Consider the following 26103-nt stretch of genomic DNA (forward strand, 5'->3'; position numbering starts at 1 on the left):
ACCGATGGGCAAGATAGTGGGCGGCTTCTGGATGCCGCATGACCCGGTGATGTTCGTGGCGCCCGAAGCGCCACCGGCCGCACAACGCGATGCCGTATGGGGCGCCTATGCCCAATGCGCCGAGCGCCTGGCCGCCTTGCAGCCCACGGCGGTGATCATCGTCGGCTGCGATCACTACATCCTGTTCGGCCCCCATTGCCTGCCGCGCTACGTGATCGGCACCGGCGACGTGGACGGCCCCATCGACCGCCTGCCGGGCCTGGACCGGGGCGTGGTGCGCAACCACCAGGCGCTGGCCGAGCACATCGTCCATCACGGTGAAGGGCAGGGCGTGGACTGGACCGTGGCGCGCAGCTTCACCGTCGACCATTCGTTCTCGATCCCGCACCAGCTGGTGGTCAAGCCGGCCGAGGCCCTGCTGGGCCGTGAGCTGCCGAGCATCCCGGTGTACCTGGCGTGCGGCGTCGACCCGTACATCTCGCTGGAGCGCTCGGCCGACCTGGGCCGGCAACTGCGCGCGGCAGTCGAGACGTTCGACGCCGACGAGCGCGTGGTGATCATCGGCAGCGGCGGCATCAGCCACTGGGTAGGCACCGTCGAGATGGGCCAGGTGGCCGAGGACTTCGACCGCGAAATCCTTGCCCACGGGGTCAACGGCGACCTGCAGGCACTGTGCGCCTACCGCGACGAAGACATCCTGCGTCGGGCCGGCAACGGCGCGATGGAAATCCGCAACTTCGCCTGCGCCATGGCCGCCCTGGAGCGTCCGCGCGGTGAAGTGATCGCCTATGAAGCCGTGCCCGCCTGGGTCACCGGCCTGGGCTTTGTGCAACTCAACAACGAGGAGCCGGCATGAGCCGCGTACTGCTTTGCCAGCGTGACGAGCTGGCGCCGGGCGAACTGAAGAAGGTCGCCAACGGCGATGGCGATGCCCTGTGCGTCTACAACCTGGGCGGCACCTTCTACGCCACCACCGACATGTGCACCCACGCCACCGCCTCGCTGGCCGAAGGCGACATGGAAGACGACCTGATCACCTGCCCGGTGCACTGGGGCCAGTTCCATATCCCCAGCGGCAAGGCCGTGACCTTCCCCTGCGAACGGCACCTGCGCACCTACAAGGTCATTGTCACCGACCGCGAGGTGTATGCCGACACGGCCCTGGAAGCCGACGAGGCGCTGGCCGACGCCGACAGCCCGGTCTGACCGGGCGCCGTCCAACCGCATACCTGTGAGTCTGAACCATGGATAACAACAAGCACATACCGCTCAGAACCCTCGAAAGCACGCCCGCCCTGGGCAACCTCGACCGCCTCTGCGACATGCAGGAGGGGCGCCTGTCGGGCAAGGTGTTCTGGGACGAGGCGATCTACGAGCAGGAGCTGGAGAAGATCTTCGCGCGCTGCTGGCTGTTCGTCGCCCACGAATCCCAGCTGCCCAGGTCCGGCGACTACCTGACCACCTCGATGGGTGAAGACGAAGTGCTGGTGGTACGCCAGAAGGACGCCTCGATCAAGGTGTTCCTCAATGCCTGCCCGCACCGCGGCAACAAGGTGTGCTTTGCCGAGGCCGGCAACGCCCGCGGTTTCATCTGCAACTACCACGGCTGGTCGTTCGGCGCCGATGGCGGGCGCCTGATGGGCATGCACGAATCCAAGTGCTACGAAGAAAGCCAGTTCGACAAGTCCAGGCATGGCCTGCGCGAAGCCCGCGTGGCCAGCTACAAGGGCCTGGTGTTCGCCACCTTTGCCAGCGATGCGCCGACCCTGGAGGAGTACCTCGGGCCGATGACCTGGTACATGGACGTGATGCTCGACATGGACGAGGGCGGCAGCGAGTTCCTGGGCGGCTGCATCCGCTCCACCATCGAGTGCAACTGGAAGATCGCCGCCGAAAACTTCGTCGGCGACATCCTGCACGGCGGCTGGACCCACGACTCGGCGGCCAAGGCCATGCTCGGCGGCCCGGTGGCCAATGTCGGCGAACTGCCCGAATCCTACTCGGTGAACTGGAACGGCCACGGCTACGAGTTCGCCACCGACGTGGTCGGCAACGCCGCCACCCTGGGCGAAAAGGACATCAACAAGTACCTGCATGTGCTGCGCCCCAAGGTCGCCGAGCGCCTGGGCGAGTTCCGCTCAAAGCTGATCGGCGCGATCTCCTCGTTCACCGTGTTCCCCAACTTCTCGTTCCTGCCGGGGCAGAACACCGTGCGCATCTGGCAGCCGCGTGGCCCGCACAAGATCGAGCTGTTCACCTGGGTCATCGTCAACAAGAACGCCCCGCAGGACATCAAGGACAAATGGCGCCGTGGCGCGATGATGACCTTCTCGCCCACCGGCGTGTTCGAGATGGACGACGGCGAGAACTGGGAGTACTGCACCAAGACCAGCCGGGGCGTGGTCACGCGCTACCAGGACTTGTACGTGGGCCTGGGCATGCACACCCGCCTGGACGACAGCGAGCTGCCGGGCAACGTGTTCAAGGGCCAGCTCAACGAATGCAACGCGCGGGCGTTCTACCAACGCTGGAAAGACCTGCTGCAGGCACCGACCTGGGCCGACGTACCAGACCGCAACGGCACGCTGCGCTGAGGGGGGCGAGATGACACACCAACTGCAGGACACCCCGGTGTCCATCGACGAGGCCCGCCGGGTCGAACAGTTTCTGCTGCGCGAGGCGCGCCTGCTCGACAACGAGTGCTGGGACCAATGGCTGCTGAGCCTGAGCGAAGCCATCCACTACTGGATGCCCGGCATCGAGAACCGTCGCCGCGAAGACAAGTCCGGGCCCTACCGCCTGGAGCACATGGCCTTCTTCGATGACGGCATGCGCGAGCTCAAGCGCCGCGTGGCGCGCTTCAAGCAGCCCTCGGCCTGGGCCGAGAACCCGCCCACGCGCAACGTGCACCTGGTCAGCAACATTGAGGTGTATGCCGGCGCCGAGCCGGGCGAGTACCTGGCGTACTCGTGCTTCGTCAACGTGCGCAGCCGCGGCCTGGACGAACACGCCCAGCTGGCCGGGCGGCGCGAGGACGTGCTGCGCCTGGAGGCCGAGGGCCTCAAGCTGCTCAAGCGCAAGATTCTGATCCCCAACGCGATGTTGCTGTGCAAGAACATCAACACGTTCCTATGAGGGCCTGCACATGGCTTGGTTGAAAGGGCAGGTGGCACTGGTCACCGGCGGTACCGGCGGCATCGGCAGCGCCATCGTGCGCCGCTACGTGGCCGAAGGCGCCAGGGTCGCGGTAATGGGCCGCGACACGGCGCAACTGGCGGCGCTGGCTGCCGAGCTGGGCGATGCGGTGATCACCGTGCAGGGCGACGTGGCGCGCTATCAGGATAACCAGCGCGCCGTGGCCGCCACCCTGGAGGCGTTCGGCAGGCTCGACACCTTCGTCGGCAACGCCGCGGTGTTCGACTATTTCACCCGCCTGGACCGCATCGCCCCGCCTGATTTCGAGGGTGCGTTCCAGAAACTCTTCGCCACCAACGTGCAGGGCTACCTGCTCGGCGCGCAGGCGTCGATCGAGGCGTTGCGCCAAACCCGTGGCAGCATGATCTTTACCTTGTCCAACAGTGCCTTTTATGCCGGCGGTGGTGGCATTCTGTACGTCACCGCCAAGCATGCGCTGGTGGGCATGATCCGCCAGCTGGCCTACGAGCTGGCGCCGGACATCCGGGTCAACGGCGTGGCGCCGGGGGCGACCAACACGCCGATGAAAAGCCTGGATGGCCTGAACAGCCGCAGCGTACCGCTCAACCAGATCCCCGGGTTCGAGGCCGGTGCCGCGCAGGCTGTGCCCCTGCAACGGATTGCCGAGCCCGAGGACCACACCGGGCACTACGTGCTGCTGGCCTCGCGCGAGAATGCCGGGTTGACCACCGCCAACATCATCCACAGCGATGGCGGCTGGGAGATTCGCAGCGCCGGCCCCACGCGGTCGCGCAAGGCCTGAGCCTTGATAACCAGAACAAGAGAGATGCGTGATGACAACAACAAGCCTGAGTGCACCGCAACAGCAACTCCTGAACCTGTTCGCCGGGCTCGACCTGCCGGTGCTGGCCGCGCCGATGTTCCTGGTGTCGGGCCCGCGCCTGCTCGCCGCCAGCTGCCAGGCCGGCATCGTCGGCAGCCTGCCGGCGCCCAATGCGCGCACCGTCGAGCAACTGCAGCAATGGCTGGAACAGATCGTCGGCGAGCGTGACGCCGCGCAGCAGCGTGGCGAGCAGTGGGCGCCGTGGATGCTCAACATGATCGTGCACAGCACCTACGACCGCTTCGAGGCCGAGCTTGAACTGGTGCGCCGTTACCAGCCGCCGATCGTCTCCACCGCCCTGGGCAGCCCCAAGCGCGTGCTCGACACCGTGCACGCCTATGGCGGGGTGGTGATCGCCGACGTGATCAGCCCGGCCCTGGCACGCAAGGCCGTGGCCGCCGGCGTCGATGGCCTGGTGCTGGTGTGCAACGGCGCCGGCGGGCATACAGGCAACTACAATCCGTTCGCCTTCGTCGCCGAAGTGCGCGAGTTCTGGGACGGCCCGCTGGGCCTGGCCGGGGCGATCTCCAACGGGCGCGACATCCATGCCGCGCAGGTGCTGGGCTGCGACTTCTCGCTGGTGGGCACGCGCCTGATCGCCACCCACGAAAGCCTGGTCGAGGACGCCTACCGCGACATGCTGGTGGAGTGCTCGCTGGACCAGGTGACCACCACCAAGGCGGTCAGCGGTGTGCTGGCCAACTGGATGCAGCCGTCGCTGGACAAGGCCGGCATCGACCCGCGCAGCGAAACCCGCCCCAGCATCGACTTCTCCGGCGACATCGCCACCGCCAACAAGGCGTGGAAACACGTGTGGTCGGCGGGGCAGGGCGTGGGCCAGATCACCCGCACCTGCAGCGTGGCCGAGCTGGTCGACGAACTGCACCAGGGCTATCGCCAGAGTCGCGCGCGCGCGTTGTAAGCCAACCGGACCCGTTCAGGAGCAACCCCATGACCCACCCCAACCTTCAGGCCGCCGCCGCAGCGCTGGCCCAGGCCCGCTCGACCCGCACCCCGTGCGGGCGCATTTCCGAGCGTTTCGACATCCAGTCGCTGCACGACGCCTACGCCGTGCAGGAACTCGCCACCCAGGCCGCGCTGGCCGCCGGCCGGCGCCTGAGCGGGCGCAAGGTCGGCCTCACCTCGCTGGCGGTGCAGCAGCAACTGGGCGTCGACCAGCCCGACTTCGGCATGCTGTTCGCCGACATGGAATGCCACGATGGCCAGGCCATCGACAGCACGCGGCTGATCCAGCCCAAGGCCGAGGGCGAGATCGCGTTCGTGCTGGGGCGCGACCTGCCCGACCCCGACACCACCCTGGGCGAGCTGCTGCGCGCGGTCGACCATGTGCTGCCGGCGCTGGAGATCGTCGACTCGGCCATCGAGGACTGGAAGATCACCCTGGTCGACACCGTGGCCGACAACGCCTCCTCGGGCCTCTACGTGCTGGGCAAGACCCCGGTCAGCCTGCACGGCCTGGACCTGGCCCTGGAAGGCATGCTGCTGGAGAAGAACGGTGCCCAGGCCGCCATCGGCGTGGGCGCCGCTTGCATGGGCAACCCCCTGGATGCCTGCCTGTGGCTGGCGCGCACCATGGCCCTGGCCGGGCGCCCGCTGCAGGCCGGTGACGTGCTGCTGTCCGGCGCGCTGGGGCCGATGGTGCCGGTGGTGGCGGGCGACAGCCTGCGCCTGCGCCTGACCCGCCTGGGCGAAGTGAGCTGTCGCTTCACCTGAGCCGTGCCGGCTTGAACCCGGCGGCCTGACCGACCGCCGGTACCTACAACAATAAAACCAGTGAGCAGCGGGCCGACGGCCTGCCGCGCTCACGAGGGCGTGCAATGTACGACTTCTTCAACGACCCCACCCAGCTGGCCCCCGCCCAGGTGCTGTACGAACCGCGTGCCGACGGCAGCTTCGTGCTCAGCTCGCCCGAGCCGCTGCAACCCTATGCGCGCTGCATCGGCCAGTGGCTGGAACACTGGGCCGAGCAGGCGCCGCAGCGTGCCTACCTGGCCGAACGGCGCGGCGCGGGCTGGTTCAGCCTGACCTACGAGCAGGTGCGCCAGCGCGTCGGCGCCCTGGCCCAGGGCCTGCTGGAACTGGACATCGCAGCCGGCCGGCCGCTGCTGATGCTCTCGGAAAACGACCTGGACCAGGCGCTGCTGACCCTGGCGGCGATGCACGTGGGCATCCCGGTGTCGACCATCTCGGTGGCCTACTCGCGCAATACCGGCAGCGGCTGCGCCAAGCTCAAGGCGATTGTCGAGGTGCTCAAGCCGGGGCTGATATTCGTCAACGACGGCGATGCCTATGGCCGCGCCATCGCCCTGGTCGACCCGGACTGCCCGGTGGTGGCGGCGCGCAACGCCCAGGAAATCCCCGGTGCGCTGGCCCTGCCGCACCTGTACAAGGCCGAGACCCCGGCGGTGATGGCCGCCTTCGCGCGCCTGGATGGCGACACCCCGGCGCGCTACCTGATGACCTCCGGCTCCACCGGTGCGCCCAAGGCCGTGGTCAACACCCACGGCATGCTCTGCGCCAACCAGCAGGCGATTGCCCAGTGCTGGCGCTTTCTGGAGCAGGGCGAACTGATCGTGCTCGACTGGCTGCCCTGGAGCCACGTGTTCGGCGCCAACCACAACTTCAACCTGGTGCTGCGCAACGGCGGCACCCTGTACATCGACGACGGCCTGCCGGTGCCGGGGCAGATCGACCGTACGCTGGAGAACATCCGCTCGGTCAGGCCCACGCTGTTCTTCAACGTGCCGCGCGGCTACGAGATGCTGCTGCCTCACCTGGAGCGCGACCCGGCGCTGGCCCAGGCCCTGTTCGGGCGCCTGCGCATGCTGTTCTATGCCGCTGCCGCCCTGCCGCAAAGCAGCTGGAGCCGGCTGGTGGCGTGTGCCGGGAAGGTGCGCGACACGCCGCTGTTCTTCGCCACCGAATGGGGCTCCACCGAAACCTCGCCGGTGGTCACCAGCGTGCATTTTGCCGCCGACAAGGCCGGCATCATCGGCCTGCCGGTACCGGGCACCGAGCTCAAGTTCGTGCCGGCCGGCGACAAGCTGGAGATGCGCGTGCGCGGCCCCTCGGTGTTCCCGCGCTACCTGGGCGACCCGGCCAGCACCCTGGCGGCGTTCGATGAAGAGGGCTTCTACCGTATCGGCGACGCCGGGCGCCTGGTCGACCCGGCGCGCCCCGAGCTGGGCGTGCAGTTCGACGGCCGCGTGACCGAGGACTTCAAGCTCAGCAGCGGCACCTGGGTGTCGGTGGGCACGCTGCGCCCACGCCTGGTCAGCGCGCTGGCGCCGTATGCCAGCGACTGCGTGATCGGCGGGCATGACCGCGACATGATCGGCGCGCTGGTCTACCCGTCCCAGGCCCTGCGCGACCTGCTCGGCGCCGAGGGCCAGCACATGAGCGGTGCACAGCTGGCGCTGCAGCCCGAGGTGCGCCTGGCGCTGTGCGCGGGCCTGCAGGCACTGGCCCGGGAATACCCGGCCTCGTCCCAGCATGCCGTGCGCCTGGTGATCCTCGATTCGCCGCCCAGCCTCAACGACGGCGAGATCACCGACAAGGGCTACATCAACCAGCGCACCGCCTTGAGCCTGCGCGCCGAGGCCGTGCAGCGCCTGTACGCCGACAGCCTCGACCCGAGCGTCATCCTCCTCGCCGAAGTCTACGGAGAAGCCGTATGAACCCTGCAAAATTCAATGTCGCCATCATCGGCTCCGGCAATATCGGCACCGACCTGATGATCAAGCTGCTGCGCCACGGCAAGCACCTGAAAATGGCCGTGATGGTCGGCATCGACCCGGCCTCCGACGGCCTGGAACGCGCCCGCCGCCTGGGCGTGGCCACCACCCACGAAGGGGTCGAGGGCCTGGCGCGCATGCCCGAGTTCGCCGATATCGACTTCGTGTTCGATGCCACCTCGGCCGGCGCCCATGTACGCAACGACGCCTACCTGCGCGCACGCAAGCCCGGCATCCGCCTGATCGACCTGACCCCGGCAGCCATCGGCCCGTACTGCGTGCCGGTGGTGAACCTGGAGCAGAACCTGGCGCAGTTGAACGTCAACATGGTCACCTGCGGCGGCCAGGCGACCATCCCGATGGTGGCCGCGGTGTCGCGGGTGGCCAAGGTGCACTACGCCGAAATCGTCGCCTCGATTGCCAGCAAGTCCGCCGGCCCCGGCACCCGCGCCAACATCGACGAGTTCACCGAAACCACCTCCAAGGCCATCGAAGCCATCGGCGGTGCAGCCAGGGGCAAGGCGATCATCGTGATGAACCCGGCCGAGCCGCCGCTGATCATGCGCGACACCGTGTTCGTGCTCTCCGAAGCCTGCGAGCAGGCCCGCGTGCAGGCCTCCATCCACGAGATGGCCCAGGCGGTGCAGGCCTACGTGCCGGGCTACCGGCTCAAGCAGCAGGTGCAGTTCGAGGTGATCGAGCCCCAGGCGCCGCTGCTGATCCCGGGCCTGGGCCGCTTCAGCGGGCTCAAGACCTCGGTGTTTCTCGAAGTCGAAGGCGCCGCCCACTACCTGCCGGCCTACGCCGGCAATCTCGACATCATGACGTCCGCCGCGATGGCGACCGCCGAGCGCATGGCCCAGGCCATGGCGCACAACTGAGGATGCCCGCATGACGTTCAATCCCGCCAAGAAGCTCTACATCAGCGACGTGACCCTGCGCGACGGCAGCCACGCGGTGCGCCACCAGTACTCGCTGCAGAACGTGCAGGACATCGCCCGTGCGCTGGACAAGGCCAGGGTCGATTCCATCGAAGTGGCCCACGGCGATGGCCTGCAGGGCTCCAGCTTCAACTACGGGTTTGCCGCCCACACCGACCTGGAGTGGATCGAGGCCGTGGCCGACGTGATCAGCCACGCCAGGATCACCACCCTGCTGCTGCCCGGCATCGGCACGGTGCACGACCTCAAGGCCGCATATGACGCCGGCGCCCGCGTGGTGCGCGTGGCCACCCACTGCACCGAGGCCGACGTGGCCCGCCAGCACATCGAATATGCGCGCGGGCTGGGCATGGACACCGTGGGCTTTCTGATGATGAGCCACATGATCCCGGCCGAGCAGCTGGCCGCCCAGGCCAAGCTGATGGAAAGCTACGGCGCCACCTGCGTGTACATGGCCGACTCCGGTGGGGCGATGAACATGCAGGACGTGCGTGATCGCTTTCGCGCGTTCAAGGCCGTGCTCAAGCCCGAGACCGAAACCGGCATGCATGCCCACCACAACCTCAGCCTCGGGGTCGCCAACTCGATCACCGCGGTGGAGGAGGGGTGCGATCGCATCGATGCGAGCCTGGCCGGCATGGGCGCGGGCGCCGGCAACGCGCCCCTGGAAGTGTTCATCGCCGCCGCCGAGCGCCTGGGCTGGAACCACGGCACCGACCTCTACACGCTGATGGATGCAGCCGACGACATCGTGCGCCCGTTGCAGGACCGTCCTGTGCGGGTCGACCGCGAATCGCTGGCGCTGGGCTATGCCGGGGTCTACTCCAGCTTCCTGCGCCACGCCGAAATCGCCGCGGCGCGCTATGGCCTGAAAACCGTCGACATCCTGGTCGAGCTGGGCAAGCGGCGCATGGTCGGCGGCCAGGAGGACATGATCGTCGACGTGGCGCTGGACCTGCTGGCCGCCGCCGGACGCGCGCAGTGACGGAGGGTACGCACATGAGCTTCACCCTGCAGATCCAGCCGGTCGGCCTGAGCTGCCCGGTCAACGCCGGGCAGAGCGTGCTCGACGCTGCCCTGGCCGATGGCCTGATGCTCAAGCACAGCTGCCGCACCGGCACCTGTGGCAGTTGCAAGGGCCAGGTGCTCAGCGGCGAGGTGGACCACGCCGACAGCCCGCTGGCAGTGCTCAGCGAAGCCGAGCGGGCCCAGGGCCTGGCGCTGTTCTGCTGCGCCAGGGCACGTTCCGACCTGGTCATCGACGCGCCGGAAGTCACCGAGCTGCGCGGCATCGGCATCCAGCAGATGGGCGTGCGCGTGGCCAGCCTCGACAAGGTCAGCCACGACGTGGCGGTGCTGCGCCTGATGCTCGCGCCGGGCGCCGCATTCGCCTACCTGCCGGGGCAGTACGTGCAGGTGCTGCTCAAGGACGGCAGCCGGCGCAGCTACTCGATGGCCACCGCAGCGGCGCGCGACAACCAGCTTGAGCTGCACATCCGGCACATGCCGGGCGGGGTGTTCAGCGGGCATGTGTTCAATGCGTTGCAGCCCAGGGCGATCCTGCGCATGGAGGGGCCGTTCGGTTCGTTCTACCTGCGCGACAGCCAACGGCCGATAGTATTGCTGGCCAGCGGCACCGGCTTTGCCCCGGTGCAGGCGCTGCTCGAGCAACTGCGCGAGCGCGGCGACAACCGCCGCCCGGTGTACCTGTACTGGGGCGGGCGGCGCCGTGAGGACCTCTACCGGCATGAACAGCTGCTGGCCTGGGAGGCGCAGTTGCCGTGGCTGCGCTACACCCCGGTGCTGTCCGAGCCGGGCCCGGCCTGCGACTGGCAGGGTGCCACCGGCTTCGTGCACCGCCAGGTGCTGCAGGACTTCCATAGCCTCAAGGACTTCGAGGTCTATGCCTGCGGTGCGCCGATCGTGGTCGACTCGGCGCGACGCGATTTCGTCGAGCAGCGGGGGCTGGAGCCCGCACATTTTCATGCCGATGCGTTCGTGTAGCTCAGGCCGGGCGAGCCCACGCACAGCGGGTGGGTGATGGCGTCACCGTCCTCGGCCCTCATGGCCCTGGCCGGTGACGCACCCATGCAGCCCGGATACAAAAAGTTACCTTGGGAAAACCCATTCAAATCAAACCATTAGGAAATTTACGGGATTCAGATACAAAAAATTTCAAAACTCCCGTGTACAGCTGAGGAAGGCCAGGGGTAATTTCTCCTACAAGCTGCGCGGTCAACTCTGCAATGGAATGCAGCCTGTAGCATCCCGGATCTTCATGCCTCCACCGGGGTTGCACCTACAACAATAGAGGGAGCTATCCGTGAACTGCATTTTCTGTGCAATCGCCAAGAAAGAAGCACCGGCTGCCGTTGTCTACGAAGACGAGCAGTGCCTGGCCTTTCTCTCGATTCAGCCGATCACTCCTGGCCATGTCCTGGTCATTCCCAAGGCCCACGCAAGCGGCCTGGGTGATATCCCTCCTCAAACCTGTGGCCACATGATGCGTGTGGGTCAACGGATGGCGGCCGCCCTGCGTGAAAGCGGCCTGAGCCTCGAAGAACAGCCCTGTGAAGGTATCAACCTGCTGCTGTGCGATGGCGCAGTGGCCGGGCAGACCGTAGGTCACGCGCACCTGCATGTGCTGGCCCGCTTTGTCGGTGACGGTTTCAACCTGGGTCATGCGGACCTCCCGATCGCCACGCCACAGGTGCTGGGCGAGCGCGCCGAGCAGATCCGCCGAGCCTTGGCCTCGCTACCACCGAACTGACTGTACCTCGCTCTGGTTCAACGGCACGCCCGCCACTAGCGGGTGAGTGTCTGGCTGTGCGCAGCCCGTAAATCAACAACCTATGGCTATCTACGCAAGGAGGCGAAGCTATGTATTGTCCTGTGGAAACTTAAGTCGTGCGCTGGGCTGAGTTGAATACTACAGATCACAATAAGAAGGGATTTCTCATGCCGTCACTCGCCAGTAACAAGGCTGACTTGCCTTCGGCAAGTATGCAGTTGGTCAAGGATGATTCCGCCGGTTCGGCCATCTACAGTTTCTATGATTCAGTCCTCCAGGAGTTGTGCCAGTCTGACAAGGTAAAGGTCAGGCAGGTGGTAACGCCTGCGCAATTCATCGAACTTTCTCGTGCCCGTAGCCGGTTGTATGGGCAGCGCAAGATCTATTACAAGACGCTGTTTGGTAACTCGGTCGACAATACCGTGTGCCTGGATGAATACGACCCGCGTTCCTATGTGTTTGCCTTTTATCATGATGGTGAAATCATCGGCACTCAGCGTATTACGCCGTTCCCTCACGAGTCGGGTGAGTTCATCAGCCATGAACAACTGGTGCAGTTCTCCGGGCCCAACTACGAGCACGAGTGCGTCGAACTTTCACGCCTGATCGTCGACAAGCATGCCCCGGTCAAGAACGTGGTCAACGGGCTGGCCATGACCGGTGCCTCGCTGGTGGCCCTGCAAGGCGGCTACAAGACGTTCATCACCTATGTGAAGCCACGGCTGGCGCCGAAGTTCGACAGCTTCGTGTTCGATCAGGACGGCATCTTCTTCCAGATCAAGGCCCGTGGCGATCATTACTACGCCCTGTACAAAGGCGATCTGATGCCCTCGGTGACGCCCTTCTTCGGCCTGCCCAGCTGCCCGGCAGACCTGAAGGACGTCGATGACCTGATTCGCCATACCTTGGCCGCCCGTCACGCGAGGCAGTCACTGGCGGGATAAGCATCACACAATAACGACAACATTGAGGTTGATCCAAGATGGAAGCCAGGAACAAAGAAGTGGTCATCGAGTTTTACGAGCGCATGTTTGGTCAGCGTGAACTGGCGGTTGCCGATACCTTGATTGCCGAGGACTACGTGCAGCACAACAACGTGTTCATTCCCCCGCGCCGCGAAGGCTTCAAGACCTACTTCACGCAGTTCTTCAAAACGTTCCCCGAGTCGGGTACCAGTATCGAGCGGGTCTGCGCCGAAGGCGATTATGTCTTCCTGTATGCCAAGCACTGGGCCAAGCACAGGTTCTTCACGGTGAACTACAAGGTGATCGATATCTACCGTGTTGAAAATGGTGTGCTGATGGAACACTGGGACACTATCGAAGGCCTGGGCTTCTTTTCCAAGTTCATCTACATCATCAAGTCCGTGCTGCGCCTGTAACGCCGTATTCGCCTGACCGTATAACACGTGTCATGAACGATTTATCAACACGCCAAGGAAGAGAGTGAAATGACTGAAGTGACCGCGTTTCGCAAAGAGCTCAAAGCCATCTGTGACGCCGAATGGGAAAAGATCAAGGCCGGCCGTTTCTTCCAGATGATGAAGCGTCCCGAACTGCAGCGTGAGCTGTACATCAAGTCGATTGTCCAGGTGTACCACTACACCAAGAACAACGCGATCAACCAGGCGGTGGCGTGCTGGAACCAGGACCACAAGAAGGTCGGCCTGCTGCGTTTCGCGATGAAGCATGCGCTGGAAGAGCTGGGCCACGAAAACATGGCGTACAACGACCTGATCGCCATTGGCGTGGACCCGTCGGAGTTCGAGAAACCGATGCTGCCGGCCACCGAGGCGTTCTACGGCTACCTGGACTTCGTTTCCGTATGCCGCGGCATCATTCCGCGCCTGGGCTACAGCTTCTGGGCCGAGGACTGCTATGAGCACCTCGAACCCCTGATGGACGTGTGCAAGAACCATCTCAAGCTGACCGATCAGCAACTGACCTTCTTCGTCGCCCACGCGATCATCGACGAGAAGCACTCCGAGCAGGTCAACGCCGCCATCGACCGCTGGGTCGTGACCGATGAAGAAAAAGAGGCGGTCAAGCAAGTGGCCCGCACCACGGTCTACCTGATGGGCAAGATCCTCGAGTCGGTCGCCGACGAGTTCTGATTGTTCGGCACCAGGCGTCCTCGCGCACCCCGCTGCGCGAGGACTTTTTCACATGGCGTGCACAACAATAAAAACGATTGGCTGGTCATGGCGTTTGTCGAACCGCCTGGCGGCCACGGTCAATCCACCAGGAGGTGCCATGAGTAGTAATAGCGACATGATTACCTGGGGCATGATGCTGCGCAAAATTCCCTCGATCACTCGGGCCATTCCTCGGCTCGTCAGGGGCCTCAAGGTTTCCAAACTCAAGGCCGATCAGCCCTGTGGCCTGGGTTGGGCCTTCGAACAGGCGGTTGCGCGCAACCCTCAAGGGCCGGCGCTGCTCTACAAGGACACGCGCTTCAGTTACGAACAGGTCAACCAGTGGGCCAACCGTTTCGCCCACTACCTGCTGGCCCGTGGCCTGAAAAAAGGCGATGTGGTAGGCATCTTCATCGAGAACCGCCCCGAATTGCTGGTCAGCGTACTGGCCGTGAGCAAGATCGGCGGCATCTGCGCCATGCTCAACACCTCGCAGACCAACAACGTGCTGATCCACAGCCTGGGCCTGGTCAACCCGTCGGCGATCATCGTCGGCCAGGAGCTGGTGCCATCGTTCGAGGCGGTGCGCGACGAGGTGGCCATCGACAGGCAGCGCACCTTTTTCCTGGCCGACACCGACACCACGCGCGATGCCGGCACCGCCCCCGAGGGCTACGTCAACCTGACCCTTGCCAGTCAGGGGCACGCTACGGCCAATCCGGCGACTACCCAGCAGGTCTACCTCGACGACGCCTGCTTCTACATCTACACCTCCGGTACCACCGGCCTGCCCAAGGCCGGGGTGTTCAAGCATGGGCGCTGGATGAAGGTCTACGGCAGCTTCGGCATGATCGCCCTGGACATGCGCCCCGATGACATCGTCTATTGCACCTTGCCGCTGTATCACGGCACCGGCCTGTGCGTGAGCTGGGGTTCGGCATTGGCCGGTGCCTCGGGCTTCGCCATCCGCCGCAAGTTCAGCGCCAGCCAGTTCTGGGAAGACACGCGAAAATTCAAGGCCACCACCATCTGCTACGTCGGTGAACTGTGCCGCTACCTGATCGATCAGCCTGCGGCCGGCAACGATGGCGACAACCCGGTGGTGAAGATGATCGGCAACGGCCTGCGTCCGGGCGTGTGGCTCGACTTCAAGAAACGCTTCAACATCGAGCGGGTCTGCGAGTTCTACGCCGCCAGTGACGGCAACATCGGCTTTACCAACATCCTCAATTTCGAGAACACCATCGGCTTTGCCATCAACGCCTGGTCGCTGGTGGAGTACGAACACGACACCGGCGAACCACGGCGCAACGCCGACGGATTCATGCAGAAGGTCGGCAAGGGCGGTCAGGGCCTGTTGCTGGCCAAGATCGACGACGACGCCCCGTTCGATGGCTACACCGACCCGGAGAAGAGCAAGAAGGTGGTGCTCTACGACGTGTTCGAAAAGGGCGACCGCTACTTCAACAGCGGCGACCTGATTCGCGATATCGGCTTTGGCCATGCCCAGTTCGTCGACCGCCTGGGGGACACCTTCCGCTGGAAGGGCGAGAACGTCTCCACCACCGAAGTCGAGAACATCATGGTGCAGCACCCCCACATTGCCGAAGCCGTGGCCTACGGGGTGGAAATCAAGAACACCAACGGTCGCGCCGGGATGGCCGCCATCACCCCGTCGGCGCCGCTGGAGCAGCTGGATTTCTGCGACCTGCTGCGCTTCGTCAAGAGCCAGATGCCTCACTACGCGGTGCCGATGTTCCTGCGCGTCAAGACCTGCATGGAAACCACCGGCACCTTCAAGTACCAGAAGACCAAGCTCAGAAGCGAAGCCTTCGACCCCAGCCAGACCGGCGAAGACCCGGTGTATGCCTGGCTGCCGGGCACCGAAACCTACGTGCGGGTGACCGATCAGGTGCTGCAGGACATTCATGGCGGCAAGTTCCGCTACTGAAGGGCAACCGCGCCAGCGGCGCACCGCAAGGCCTGCCTGCATGCATGCGCAAGGCTGCTCACTGGAGCGGGCGGCCTTGCGTCCCACTTTCAGCTTCACTGCCCTGCAACTTCTGCCTGCCGGATTCTGCAGCAGCCCGTCGTGACCCCCACCGCTTGATTGCGCGCCTGATGCTCTGCCCCTTGCGGTACAGGGCATTCCGGAGTACAGCTGATGGCAGGATGCCTTCAGTTGTGGCATCGCAGGAGCGTTTCATGATGTCGACCCCCTTACTGCCGGTGCCGCTGCCGCACAAGCGTGACGTGCGCCTGGCCGTGCTGCTGTTGCTGGTGATCTGCGTATCGCTGGCATCGCTGACGGCCTGGAAGATATGGGCTGCACGTCAGCGCGCGCTGAACGAGGTTCAGGTACACAGCCTCAACCTGACCCAGGCACTGGACACCTATGCTGAGGGCATCATCCGCCAGAGTTCGATGATGCTGCTGGGCCTGAGCGAGCGGCTCGAAGTCGATGGCGGCGGGCCGCAGCAACTGGCGCGCCTGGCCGGGCTGGTGGAGGAGCAGAACGAACTGCTGACGCAACTGCATGGGCTGACCATCTATGGCCCGACGGGCGAATGGCTGATGTCGACCAACGGCCCGATTCCGGACGGTGCGAACAGCGCCGACCGCGAGTTCTTCATCCACCATCGCGACAACCCGTCCCGCGAGGTGTTCATCGGCCCGCCGATCCGCAGCCGCTCCACCCAGGACTGGGTGATCACCGTCAGCCGGCGTTTCGAGCAGCCCGGGGGGCAGTTCGCCGGGGTGATCGCGGTGACCCTGGGGGTGGAGAACTTTCTGCGCCTGTTCGGCAAGATCGACGTGGGCAAGGACGGTGCGATCGCGCTCACCTACACCAGTGGGCGCATCCTGGTGCGCTACCCGTTTCGCGAGCAGGACATGGGCCGCGACTTTTCCCGGTCGCCGATCTACACCCGTTACCTGGTGGAAAACTCGGTGGGCACGGCTTCGTTTGCCTCGAGCCTGGATGGGGTGGAGCGCCTGTATGCGTTTCGCAAGAACGAGCACCTGCCACTGGTGACCACCGTGGCCATCGGCAAGCGCGAGGCCCTGGACGCCTGGCGCATGGAAGCGTGGCTGACGGTGGGGCTGGTGCTGGCGTTGCAGGGGGTGATCGCGGTGATTGGCCGGCTGCTGATCCGTGACATGCGCCATCGTGCCGAGATGGATGCGCAGCTGCTGGTGGCGCGCGAAGAACTGCTGGCCACCAACCGGCAGCTGGCGGTGCTGGCCACCCACGACACGCTCACCGGGCTGGCCAACCGCCGGCGTTTCGACGAGGTGCTGGCCAGCGAAGTTCGGCGTGCCCAGCGCGAGGCCCAGCCGCTGGCGTTGCTGCTGATCGATATCGATCATTTCAAACGCTTCAATGACGCCTACGGGCACATTGGCGGTGATGAATGCCTCAAGGCGGTGAGCGCCTTGCTGCGCGAGTGCGTGCGCCGCCCGACGGATGTGGTGGCGCGTTATGGCGGGGAAGAGCTGGCGATGGTGCTGCCCAATACCGAGGTGGCGGGCGCGGTAGTGGTGGCCGAGACGGTGCTGGCGCGGTTGGCCGAGCTGAACATCGTGCATGCTGGCAGCCCGTTCGGGCGGGTGTCGGTGAGTATCGGCGTGGCAGGCATGGCGGGGCAGGGCGAAACGCCCCTGACGCTGGTGGCGGCGGCCGATCAGGCGCTGTATGCGGCCAAGGCGGCGGGGCGTAATCGGTGTGTGGTGTTCGAGGGGGGCGGTGCCGCCCATCGCGGGTCAAGCCCGCTCCCACAGGGGTAGAGCAAGCCTCTGTAGGAGCGGGCTTGGCCCGCGAAGAGGCCCTCACAGACGACACAAAAAGCCTTATTGCCCCAACCACTGCGGCGTATTGAAGTTGCTCAGGCGCCGGTCCTCCTCTGCACACTCCACTGCCTGCAACGGATGCTCCAGCAACGCCCGCAGCAGGCTGCGCTCACCGGCCTGCCATGCCGCCTGCAAGCTCGCCTGCTGGCGCACCGGGATCACGCAGAACATCGGCTGCCACTGCTGGCCCTGGCGCACCATCGCCGCGCAGTCCCCGGTCACCGCCACGCTCAGCAGCTGCTCGAGCAACCCGCGCTCGATCAGCGGTGCATCACACGCCAGCACCACCAGCCAGGCATGCCGCGCCACCGCGAGCCCGGCCAGCACCCCGGCCAGCGGCCCGGGAAACCCAGGCTCGGCATCGCCCACCAACTGGTCGGCAAACGCCCGATAGGCGTGCTGGTTGCGATTGCAGGAAAGGATCAGGTCATCGCTCAGGTCACGTACAACGGCGTGCACGTGCGCGATCAGCGGGCGGCCCTGCCAGGACAGCAGGCCCTTGTCCTGCCCGCCCATGCGCTGGCCACGGCCGCCGGCCAGCAAAAGAATGGAGCAGGGGGGAAGTACGGCGGCGGTCATTGCAGGGTTCCAGTCCATAAGCGGGCTAGCACCATCCCATGACCGCCGCGCGGCTGTCCATCAGCTTTGTTCGACCACCGCAGTGTCGGCCTGGGCGTCACGCCGGCGCCAGCCGGTCACGCGCATCACCACCACGAAGAACACCGGCACGAACACGATCGCCAGCGTGGCGCTGAGCATGCCGCCGATCACCCCGGTGCCGATGGCCTGCTGACTCGCCGAGCTGGCGCCGGTGGCAATCGCCAGCGGCACCACGCCCAGGATGAACGCCAGCGAGGTCATCACGATGGGCCGCAGGCGCAGGCGCGCGGCCTGTACGGTGGCCTCGACCAGGTCATGCCCTTCGTCCACCAGGCTCTTGGCGAACTCGATGATCAGGATCGCGTTCTTCGCCGACAGGCCGATCAGGGTGATCAGGCCGACCTTGAAGAACACATCGTTGGGCATGTCGCGCAGGGTCACCGCCAGCACCGCACCGAGCACGCCCAGCGGCACCACCAGCAGCACCGAGGTAGGGATCGACCAGCTTTCGTACAGCGCCGCCAGGCACAGGAACACCACCAGCAGCGACAGCGCCATCAGCATCGGTGCCTGCGCCCCGGACAACTGCTCCTGCAGCGACAGCCCGGTCCATTCCAGGCCAAAGCCCAGCGGCAGGGCATCGACCAGGCGCTGCACCTCGGCCATCGCCGCGCCCGAGCTGTAGCCCGGTGCCGGCTCGCCCGACACGGCAATGGCCGGGTAGCCGTTGTAGCGGGTCAGTTGCACCGGCCCCGATACCCACTGCGCCTGGGCGAAGGCCGACAACGGCACCATCTTGCCGCTGGTGTTGCGCACGTGGATCTTGAGCAGGTCCTCGACCTGGCTGCGCTGGTCGCCCTCGGCCTGCACCACCACCCGCTGCATGCGGCCCTGGTTGGGGAAGTCGTTGACGTAGGTCGAGCCGATGGCCGTGTTGAGCACCGTGCCGATGTCGTCGAACGACACGCCCAGCGCGTTGGCCTGCTTGCGGTCGATCAGCAACTGCACCTGCGGGCTTTCGGCCAGGGCGCTCTCGCGCACGTTGGCCAGCACCGGGCTTTTCGCGGCCTCGGCCAGCAACTGGTCACGCGCCGCCATCAGCCCGGCATGGCCCACGCCGGCACGGTCCTGCAGGCGGAACTCGAAACCGGTCGAGGTGCCCAGGCCATCCACCGAGGGCGGCAGCACCGCATAGGCCACCGCGTTCTTGAACTGGCTGAAGGCGATGTTGGCGCGCTCGGCGATGGCCTCGGCGCTGTCCTTGGCGGTGCGCTCGGACCAGTCCTTGAGCGTGGTGAACACCAGCGCCGCGTTCTGCCCGCTGCCCGAGAAACTGAAGCCCAGGATCACCGTGGTGTTGCCCACGCCAGGTTCGCCTGCGCTGTGCGCCTCGATCTGCTCGGCCACCTGCACGGTACGGTTGCGGCTGGCGCCGGGCGGCAGCTGCACGTCGGTGATGGTGTAGCCTTGGTCTTCGGTAGGCAGGAACGAGGAGGGCAGCTGGCTGAAGGTCCAGCCCAGCGCCACCAGCAGCAGGCCATACACCACCAGGTAGCGGCCGCTGCGCTGGATCGCGTGCATCACCCAGCGCTGGTAGCCGTTGCTCATGCCTTCGAACTTGCGGTTGAACCAGCCGAAGAAACCGCGCTTGACGTGGTGTTCGCCCTTGGCGATCGGCTTGAGCAGGGTGGCGCACAACGCCGGGGTCAGGCTCAGGGCAAGGAACGCCGAGAACAGGATCGATACCGCCATCGACGCCGAGAACTGCTGGTAGATCACCCCCACCGAGCCCTGCATGAACGCCATCGGCACGAACACCGCCACCAGCACCACGGTGATGCCGACGATGGCGCCGCTGATCTGCTGCATGGCCTTGCGCGTGGCTTGCTTGGGCGGCAGGCCTTCCTCGGCCATGATCCGCTCGACGTTCTCCACCACCACGATGGCGTCGTCCACCAGGATGCCGATGGCCAGCACCATGCCGAACAGGGTCAGCACGTTGATCGAGAAGCCCAGCGTCAGCATCACCGCGAAGGTGCCCATCAGCGCCACCGGCACCACGAGGGTCGGGATCAGCGTGTAGCGGATGTTCTGCAGGAACAGGAACATCACCAGGAACACCAGCACCATGGCCTCGATCAGGGTGTTGATCACCTGTTCGATCGACACCTTGACGAACGGCGAGGTGTCATACGGGATGTCGTACACCGCCCCGGGCGGGAAGTAGCGCGACAGCTCGTCCATCTTGGCCTTGACCAGGGTCGCGGTCTGCATGGCGTTGGCACCGGGCGCCAGCTGCACGCTGAAGGCGGTGGACGGCTTGCCGTTCAGGCGCGTGCCGTACTGGTACTCCTGGGCGCCGATCTCGACCCGCGCCACATCACCCACGGTGACCCGCGAGCCATCCGGGTTGGCACGCAGCACGATGTCGGCGAACTCCTGGGGCGTCGACAGCTGGCCCTTGATCAGCACGTTGGCAGTGATTTCCTGGGTCGGGCTGCCGGGCAGGTCGCCGATGCTGCCAGGGGCCACCTGGGCGTTCTGCGCGGCAATCGCAAGGTTCACATCCTCGGGGGTGAGGTTGAAGCCGATCAGCTTCTGCGGGTCGAGCCAGATACGCATGGCGCGTTCCGAGCCATAGAGCTGCGCCTTGCCCACACCCGGTACGCGGCGCACCTCGTTCATCACGTTGCGCGCCAGAAAGTCGCTCAGCGCGGTTTCGTCTAGGCGGTCATCGTCGGCGGTCAGGGTCACCAGCATCAGGAACCCGGTGGAGATCTTCTCCACCTGCAGGCCCTGCTGGGTCACCGCCCGCGGCAGGCGCGACTCGACGATCTTCAGGCGGTTCTGCACATCGACCTGGGCCAGTTCCGGGTTGGTGCCCGGCTGGAAGGTCGCCGTTACCGTGGCGCTGCCCAGGCTGCTGGTGGACTGGAAGTACAGCAGGTGATCGGCGCCGTTGAGCTCCTGCTCGATCAGGCTGACCACGCTCTCGTCCATGGTCTGCGCCGAGGCACCGGGGTATACCGCGTACACCTCGATCTGTGGCGGCGCCACGTTGGGGTACTGGGCCACCGGCAACTGCGGGATGGCCAGCGCACCGCCGAGCAGGATGAACAGCGCGACCACCCAGGCGAACACCGGGCGGTCAATAAAGAACTGCGGCATGGATCAGGGCCTCACTGGGCGGTGGTCTGGGCGATGGGGGCAGCCGTGTCGGTGGCGGGGGTCACGCTCACCTGGTCACCCACCTTCACGTGCTGCAGGCCTTCGGTGACGATGCGATCGCCCGGGGCCAGGCCCTCGGTGACGATCCAGCGGTCCTGCTGCACGCTGCCCAGCACCACGGCGCGCTCGCTCACGCGCTGCTCGGCGTCCACCAGCAGCACCCGCGGCAGGCCCGCGCTGTCACGCAGGATGGCCTGCTGCGGCACGCTGATGCCCTTGGGCTGCACCGCCTGTTCCAGGCGCACGCGGATGAAGCTGCCGGGCAGCAGGTCCAGGTCGGGGTTGGGGAACTCGCTGCGCAGGGTGATCTGGCCGGTGCTCGGGTCCACGCTGATGTCGGAGAACAGCAGCTTGCCCGCCAGCGGGTAAGGGGTGCCGTCATCCTGGATCAGCGTGGCGCGGGCCTGGTCCTGGCCCACCTGCTTGAGCTCGCCGGCACGCAGGGCACGGCGCAGGGCGTTGATCTCGCGGGTCGACTGGGTCAGGTCGGCATGGATCGGGTCGAGCTGCTGAATGATCGCCAGCGGGGTCGATTCGTTCTGCCCCACCAGCGCGCCCTCGGTCACCAGGGCACGGCCCACGCGCCCGGAAATCGGCGCGGTCACGGTGGCATAGCCCAGGTTCAGGCGCGCACGCTCGAGCGCGGCCTTGGCCGCTGCCACTTCGGCGTCGGCCTGCATGGCGGCGGCGCGCGCGTTGTCGTGCTCCTGGCGGCTGATCGCGTCGATCGAAATCAGCTCGGCGTAGCGCTGGTCCTGCAGGCGCGCCTGAAAGCGCGTGGCCTCGGCCTTGGCCAGGTTGGCGCGGGCGCTGTCGTAGTCGGCCTTGAATGGTGCCGGGTCGATGCGAAACAGCACGTCGCCCTGTTTCACGTCGCTGCCCTCACGGTACACCCGCTTGAGCACCACCCCGGCCACCCGCGCGCGCACCTCGGCGATGCGTGGCGCCAGGATGCGCCCCGACAGCTCGGTGCTGATGGCCAGGGGTTGCTCGCGCACGGTTTCGACGCTGACGGCGGGCTTGGGGGCTTGTTCTTCGGCGGGCGGCTTGCTGTCGCAGCCGGCCAGGGCCAGGCTCAGCAGCAACAGGGGCGCCAGGGTACGCAGACGGACGGGGCTTGAACTGGGCATGCGGATCTTCCATAAATGACCCGGCAATGCTAAGGCAGCCGCGCTACAGGCAGTTGTTAAGCTATGTAGGGCGAGTGTGAAAAAGTGTGAAGAATTTCGCGACCTGCGAATAAGCGCTATATCCTGCCTGACTTTCCCGGCCTTTCAAACTACCCATGCCCACTATCCTTCTGGTCGAAGACGACTGCGCCCTGAGCGAACTGATCGCCAGCTACCTGCAACGCAATGGTTTCAGCGTCAGCGTGATTGCGCGGGGGGACCACGTGCTGGAAGAGGCGCGGCGCAGCAAACCCGACCTGGTGATCCTCGACCTGATGCTGCCGGGCCTGGACGGCCTGCAGGTGTGCCGGCAGCTGCGCGCCGAATCGCTGCTGCTGCCGATCCTCATGCTCACCGCCCGCGACGACAGCCACGACCAGGTGCTGGGCCTGGAGATGGGCGCCGACGACTATGTCAGCAAGCCGTGCGAGCCGCGCGTGCTGCTGGCGCGGGTGCGTACCCTGCTGCGGCGCAGCAGCATCAACGAGCCGCATCTCGAGAGCGACCTGATCGTGATCGGCGGGCTGCGCATCGACCTGGCCGAACGCACCGTGCTGTGGCGCGACCAGACGGTGGAGTTGTCCAGCGGCGAGTTCAACCTGCTGGTGGTGCTGGCGCGCAATGCCGGCAGCGTGCTCAGCCGCGACTGCATCCTGCAGCAGTTGCGCGGCATCGAGTTCAACGGCACCGACCGCTCGGTGGACGTGGCCATATCCAAGCTGCGGCGCAAGTTCGACGACAGCGCCGGCGAGGCGCGCAAGATCAAGACGGTGTGGGGCAAGGGCTACCTGTTCAGCCGAGTCGAGTGGGAATTCTGAGGAGCGGCCACGGCCATGCTGAAAATTCTGGTACGCCTGTATCTGGTGACCATCGTCGCGTATGCCGGGTCGATCTTCCTGATCCCCGAACTCATCCTGCATGTGTTCCATGACCGCTACATCGCCTACAACCAGGACCAGGCGCGGGGCGTGCAGCGCCTGATCGTCAACCAGTTCCACCTCAAGCACCGCGACAGCTGGCCCCAGGTGGCCGAGGCGCTGAATACCGATTTCGCCCCCCTCAGCATCGAGCTGCGCCGGCGCGCCGACCTGGACCTGAACGCCGAGGAGCAGGCGCACCTGCAGGCCGGCCAGTACGTGGTGCGCCTGGGGGAGTGGGGCTATTACGAAACCGCCCTGGCGCCGCTGGACAGCGAGTGGATGGTGGTGCTGCGCAACCCGCCGGACCCGGCGGACATCTACCTGCTGTCGTGGGGCATCACCGTGCTGATCGGTGCGGCGCTGCTGGGCTGCCTGCTGTTCTGGGTGCGCCCGCACTGGCGTGACCTGCAGCGGCTCAAGGCCACGGCGCAGCGCCTGGGCGAAGGCAACCTGGCGGAGCGCACGCTGATCTCGCCACGCTCGAACATCGGCGCGTTGGCCAAGGTGTTCGACACCATGGCGGCGGATATCGAATGCCTGCTGACCCAGCAGCGCGAGTTGCTCAATGCGGTGTCGCATGAGCTGCGCACGCCGCTGACCCGCCTGGATTTCGGCCTGGTGCTGCTGTACGACGAAATGCCCCCGGCCAGTCGCAAGCGCCTGCTGGAACTGGTGGGGCACGTGCGCGAGCTGGATGCGCTTGTGCTTGAGCTGCTGTCGTACAACCGCTTGCAGAATGGCCAGGGTGGCGAGCGGGTGGAGGTGGCGCTGCCCGAGTTCGTCGACAGCATCCTGGGCAGCTATGCCGAAGAGCTGGATGGGCGCGGGGTGAGCCTGGAGGTGCGTGCCGAGCCGGATCTGCCGCGCTTTGTGCTGGACCCGCGGTTGACGGCGCGGGCGGTGCAGAACCTGATCCGCAACGCCATGCGTTATTGCGGGCAGCGCATCCTGCTGCGCCTGAGCGTGGATGCCAAGGGCGCGTGCGTGCTGACCGTCGAGGATGACGGCATTGGCATTCCGCAGGAGGAGCGCGAGCGCATCTTCCAGCCGTTCTACCGCCTGGATCGCAGTCGGGACCGTGCCACGGGCGGGTTTGGCCTGGGGTTGGCGATCAGCCGTCGGGTGATCGAGGGGCAGGGTGGCACCCTGACGGTGGGGCAGTCGGCGTTGGGGGGGGCGCAGTTTCGCATCTGCTTGCCGCGGGGGCGGTAGGGGCGACAAGTCTGATGTCAGGTGGATTCACTGCAATCGGGTGTCGAACACACCGAGGCTGGCAATACCGCCCCGTGTAGGAGCCGGCCTTGCCGGCGAAGCGCCGCGCTTGCGGCGCTCGATCCTGAGAGCGCTGCAAGGGCATCGGTTGGCACTAGTCGTCCACCGCCATTGCTGGCTGGTTTTCTCGCTCACCCCTTCAATCATCAGCCTTGAAATTCATTCGGGCTGGAAGGTGCCTGTCTTGAATCCACCGGTGCTCCCAAAACCGAGCGCCGCCCGCGCGGCGCTTCGCCGGCAACGCCGGCTCCTACATTGGTTGCAACGAACCATGGCCTGCAGGAATGCAACTGCGCCGATCACGGCCCCGGCCGCTGCGGCCGCACCGACACCCCGAACGCATTGCCCATGCGCTGCCCCGTGGCCGACTGGTTGAACAACCCCAGCTGGTTCGGCGCGCGCCGGCTCACATCCACCTCCATCGCCTTGCGGTTGGCCTGCGCCGCGCGCTGCCCGTTGCCGTTCTGCAACTGGCGCGTCAGGCAGTCGTACGCCAGCGCCCGCGCCTGGCCCACCTGCACGTCGATGCAACCCTCGTCCTGACCCGCCTGCACCACGCCACTCGACAGGCCACTCAGCAGACCGGCAACCAGCCACAACCCCGCGATTCGACAGCCCATGTCCATGCCCTCCCTGAAGCGGTTTCCCCCAGTCTAGCCCCAGGCGACTTCCCACATCGTTAAGGTTTTTTGCCTACCGCTGTCACATCAGATTCATACACAGGCCCCACGATGGCGACTTTCGGGGGAGACACCGGTTTGCGCCACTGCCTTGCCAGAATCGCCGTGCTGCTGTTGGCCGTGCTGGCGATGCCGGTGCACGGCGCAGGCCCGATCCGTTTCGACATACCGGCCCAGCCACTGGACGAGGCGCTGCACGCCTTCGGCCAGCAGAGCGGCATGGCGGTACTGGTGGACCGGGAGCTGACCGCACGCCAGCGCTCGATGCCGCTGAGCGGCGCGTTCAGCGCCCGCGACGGCCTGCGCAGGCTGCTCGAAGGCACCGGGCTGATGGCCCGCTACAGCGGCGCCGAGGCCTTCACCGTGCAGCGCGTGGCACTGCCGGCAGCCGCGCCTAACCCGCGTGCCACAGGCGGGGCCGGCGCGGCCGGCAATTATGCGCGCACGCTGCAACGCGCCGTGGAACAGGCGCTGTGTGCCAGCGCGCTGGCACGCCCAGGCCATTACCGGGCCGCGGTGCAGGTATGGATCGACGCCCGCGGGGTGCTGGCCCAGAGCCGCCTGCTGGCCTCCACCGGCGATCACCGGCGTGACAGCGCGCTGGTCGAAAGCCTGCGTGCCCTGCGCCTGGAGCGGCCACCGCCCTCGGCGCTGGCGCAACCGGTGACGCTGCTGCTGTTGCCCGATACACGCATGGACTGCCCTTAATCGCATGGAGGCTAGGC

Annotated in this window: 24 protein-coding genes; 20 read left to right on the forward strand and 4 right to left on the reverse strand. The window is 66.0% G+C overall.

Annotation, left to right across the window (positions count from 1 at the left end; translation table 11 throughout):
* Positions 1 to 4 precede the first annotated feature (4 nt).
* The 17 genes from CR917_RS23405 to CR917_RS23485 all read left to right on the forward strand — a co-directional run bounded on the left by CR917_RS23405 (position 5) and on the right by CR917_RS23485 (position 17446).
* Positions 5 to 856 (forward strand): protocatechuate 3,4-dioxygenase, encoded by an 852-nt coding sequence (locus CR917_RS23405; RefSeq protein ID WP_104573027.1) that lies wholly within the window; start codon positions 5 to 7, stop codon positions 854 to 856.
* Positions 853 to 1206, forward strand: coding sequence for a non-heme iron oxygenase ferredoxin subunit (locus CR917_RS23410; RefSeq protein ID WP_043861076.1), 354 nt, complete (start codon positions 853 to 855; stop codon positions 1204 to 1206). Before CR917_RS23405 ends, CR917_RS23410 begins: the two co-directional genes overlap by 4 nt.
* 38 nt (positions 1207 to 1244) lie before the next feature.
* Positions 1245 to 2594, forward strand: coding sequence for an SRPBCC family protein (locus CR917_RS23415; RefSeq protein WP_043861077.1), 1350 nt, complete (start codon positions 1245 to 1247; stop codon positions 2592 to 2594).
* 10 nt (positions 2595 to 2604) lie between these two features.
* Positions 2605 to 3135, forward strand: a complete 531-nt coding sequence (locus tag CR917_RS23420; protein ID WP_043861078.1) for a 3-phenylpropionate/cinnamic acid dioxygenase subunit beta — start codon at positions 2605 to 2607, stop codon at positions 3133 to 3135.
* A 10-nt stretch (positions 3136 to 3145) separates the two neighbouring features.
* A complete protein-coding gene (gene hcaB, locus CR917_RS23425; protein WP_104573028.1) occupies positions 3146 to 3958 on the forward strand; it encodes a 3-(cis-5,6-dihydroxycyclohexa-1,3-dien-1-yl)propanoate dehydrogenase in 813 nt (270 codons plus the stop codon).
* Positions 3959 to 3989: 31 nt separating this feature from the next.
* Positions 3990 to 4961, forward strand: coding sequence for a nitronate monooxygenase family protein (locus CR917_RS23430; RefSeq protein ID WP_043861080.1), 972 nt, complete (start codon positions 3990 to 3992; stop codon positions 4959 to 4961).
* A 29-nt stretch (positions 4962 to 4990) separates the two neighbouring features.
* The gene (locus tag CR917_RS23435) at positions 4991 to 5773 is read left to right on the forward strand and encodes a 2-keto-4-pentenoate hydratase (RefSeq protein ID WP_058541174.1); all 783 of its coding nucleotides are present in this window, start codon (positions 4991 to 4993) and stop codon (positions 5771 to 5773) included.
* Between the two features lie 104 nt (positions 5774 to 5877).
* On the forward strand, positions 5878 to 7737 hold the full coding sequence (locus CR917_RS23440; RefSeq protein WP_088515453.1) for a feruloyl-CoA synthase: 1860 nt from the start codon (positions 5878 to 5880) through the stop codon (positions 7735 to 7737).
* On the forward strand, positions 7734 to 8675 hold the full coding sequence (locus CR917_RS23445; protein WP_043859792.1) for an acetaldehyde dehydrogenase (acetylating): 942 nt from the start codon (positions 7734 to 7736) through the stop codon (positions 8673 to 8675). The genes CR917_RS23440 and CR917_RS23445 overlap by 4 nt, the downstream gene beginning before the upstream one ends.
* Before the next feature lie 10 nt (positions 8676 to 8685).
* Entirely contained in the window at positions 8686 to 9720 is a 1035-nt protein-coding gene (dmpG, locus tag CR917_RS23450) for a 4-hydroxy-2-oxovalerate aldolase (protein ID WP_054916102.1), read from the forward strand.
* Positions 9721 to 9734: 14 nt separating this feature from the next.
* The gene (locus CR917_RS23455; protein WP_043859794.1) at positions 9735 to 10739 is read left to right on the forward strand and encodes a CDP-6-deoxy-delta-3,4-glucoseen reductase; all 1005 of its coding nucleotides are present in this window, start codon (positions 9735 to 9737) and stop codon (positions 10737 to 10739) included.
* Between the two features lie 319 nt (positions 10740 to 11058).
* The gene (locus tag CR917_RS23460; RefSeq protein ID WP_043859795.1) at positions 11059 to 11505 is read left to right on the forward strand and encodes an HIT family protein; all 447 of its coding nucleotides are present in this window, start codon (positions 11059 to 11061) and stop codon (positions 11503 to 11505) included.
* A gap of 335 nt (positions 11506 to 11840) precedes the next feature.
* Positions 11841 to 12470 (forward strand): hypothetical protein, encoded by a 630-nt coding sequence (locus tag CR917_RS23465; protein ID WP_229589306.1) that lies wholly within the window; start codon positions 11841 to 11843, stop codon positions 12468 to 12470.
* Between the two features lie 38 nt (positions 12471 to 12508).
* Positions 12509 to 12907: an ester cyclase gene (locus CR917_RS23470; protein WP_043859797.1), complete on the forward strand. Its 399-nt coding sequence runs from the start codon at positions 12509 to 12511 to the stop codon at positions 12905 to 12907.
* A gap of 69 nt (positions 12908 to 12976) precedes the next feature.
* Positions 12977 to 13639: an iron-containing redox enzyme family protein gene (locus CR917_RS23475; RefSeq protein ID WP_043859798.1), complete on the forward strand. Its 663-nt coding sequence runs from the start codon at positions 12977 to 12979 to the stop codon at positions 13637 to 13639.
* 139 nt (positions 13640 to 13778) lie between these two features.
* Positions 13779 to 15611 carry a long-chain-acyl-CoA synthetase gene (locus CR917_RS23480; protein WP_043859799.1) on the forward strand — a complete coding sequence of 611 codons (1833 nt, stop codon included), beginning with the start codon at positions 13779 to 13781 and terminating at the stop codon, positions 15609 to 15611.
* Between the two features lie 257 nt (positions 15612 to 15868).
* Positions 15869 to 17446 (forward strand): diguanylate cyclase, encoded by a 1578-nt coding sequence (locus tag CR917_RS23485; protein ID WP_104573213.1) that lies wholly within the window; start codon positions 15869 to 15871, stop codon positions 17444 to 17446.
* Positions 17447 to 17509: 63 nt separating this feature from the next.
* Here the strand turns inward: CR917_RS23485 and mobA are convergent, their stop codons facing one another.
* Genes mobA through CR917_RS23500 form a run of 3 tightly spaced genes read right to left on the reverse strand, consistent with a single transcriptional unit; the run spans position 17510 to position 22467 of the window.
* Positions 17510 to 18088 carry a molybdenum cofactor guanylyltransferase MobA gene (gene mobA / locus CR917_RS23490; protein WP_043859686.1) on the reverse strand — a complete coding sequence of 193 codons (579 nt, stop codon included), beginning with the start codon at positions 18086 to 18088 and terminating at the stop codon, positions 17510 to 17512.
* Positions 18089 to 18148: 60 nt separating this feature from the next.
* The gene (locus CR917_RS23495; RefSeq protein WP_043859687.1) at positions 18149 to 21277 is read right to left on the reverse strand and encodes an efflux RND transporter permease subunit; all 3129 of its coding nucleotides are present in this window, start codon (positions 21275 to 21277) and stop codon (positions 18149 to 18151) included.
* Positions 21278 to 21288: 11 nt separating this feature from the next.
* The gene (locus CR917_RS23500; protein WP_043859688.1) at positions 21289 to 22467 is read right to left on the reverse strand and encodes an efflux RND transporter periplasmic adaptor subunit; all 1179 of its coding nucleotides are present in this window, start codon (positions 22465 to 22467) and stop codon (positions 21289 to 21291) included.
* 155 nt (positions 22468 to 22622) lie between these two features.
* Between CR917_RS23500 and CR917_RS23505 the strand changes: the two genes are divergently transcribed.
* Both CR917_RS23505 and CR917_RS23510 read left to right on the forward strand, forming a co-directional pair.
* Positions 22623 to 23324 carry a response regulator transcription factor gene (locus CR917_RS23505; protein WP_043859689.1) on the forward strand — a complete coding sequence of 234 codons (702 nt, stop codon included), beginning with the start codon at positions 22623 to 22625 and terminating at the stop codon, positions 23322 to 23324.
* A 15-nt stretch (positions 23325 to 23339) separates the two neighbouring features.
* A complete protein-coding gene (locus tag CR917_RS23510; RefSeq protein WP_054916096.1) occupies positions 23340 to 24638 on the forward strand; it encodes an ATP-binding protein in 1299 nt (432 codons plus the stop codon).
* Positions 24639 to 24997: 359 nt separating this feature from the next.
* Here CR917_RS23510 and CR917_RS23515 read toward each other — a convergent pair whose 3' ends face one another.
* Positions 24998 to 25318 (reverse strand): hypothetical protein, encoded by a 321-nt coding sequence (locus CR917_RS23515; RefSeq protein ID WP_054916095.1) that lies wholly within the window; start codon positions 25316 to 25318, stop codon positions 24998 to 25000.
* A 138-nt stretch (positions 25319 to 25456) separates the two neighbouring features.
* On the opposite strand from CR917_RS23515, the gene CR917_RS23520 reads away from it, so the two are divergent.
* Complete coding sequence (locus CR917_RS23520; protein ID WP_229589303.1) at positions 25457 to 26086, forward strand: STN domain-containing protein; 630 nt, start codon at positions 25457 to 25459, stop codon at positions 26084 to 26086.
* Positions 26087 to 26103: the final 17 nt, after the last annotated feature.

It is taken from the genome of Pseudomonas sp. BRM28 (assembly GCF_002939405.1).
GTDB lineage: Bacteria > Pseudomonadota > Gammaproteobacteria > Pseudomonadales > Pseudomonadaceae > Aquipseudomonas > Aquipseudomonas palmensis.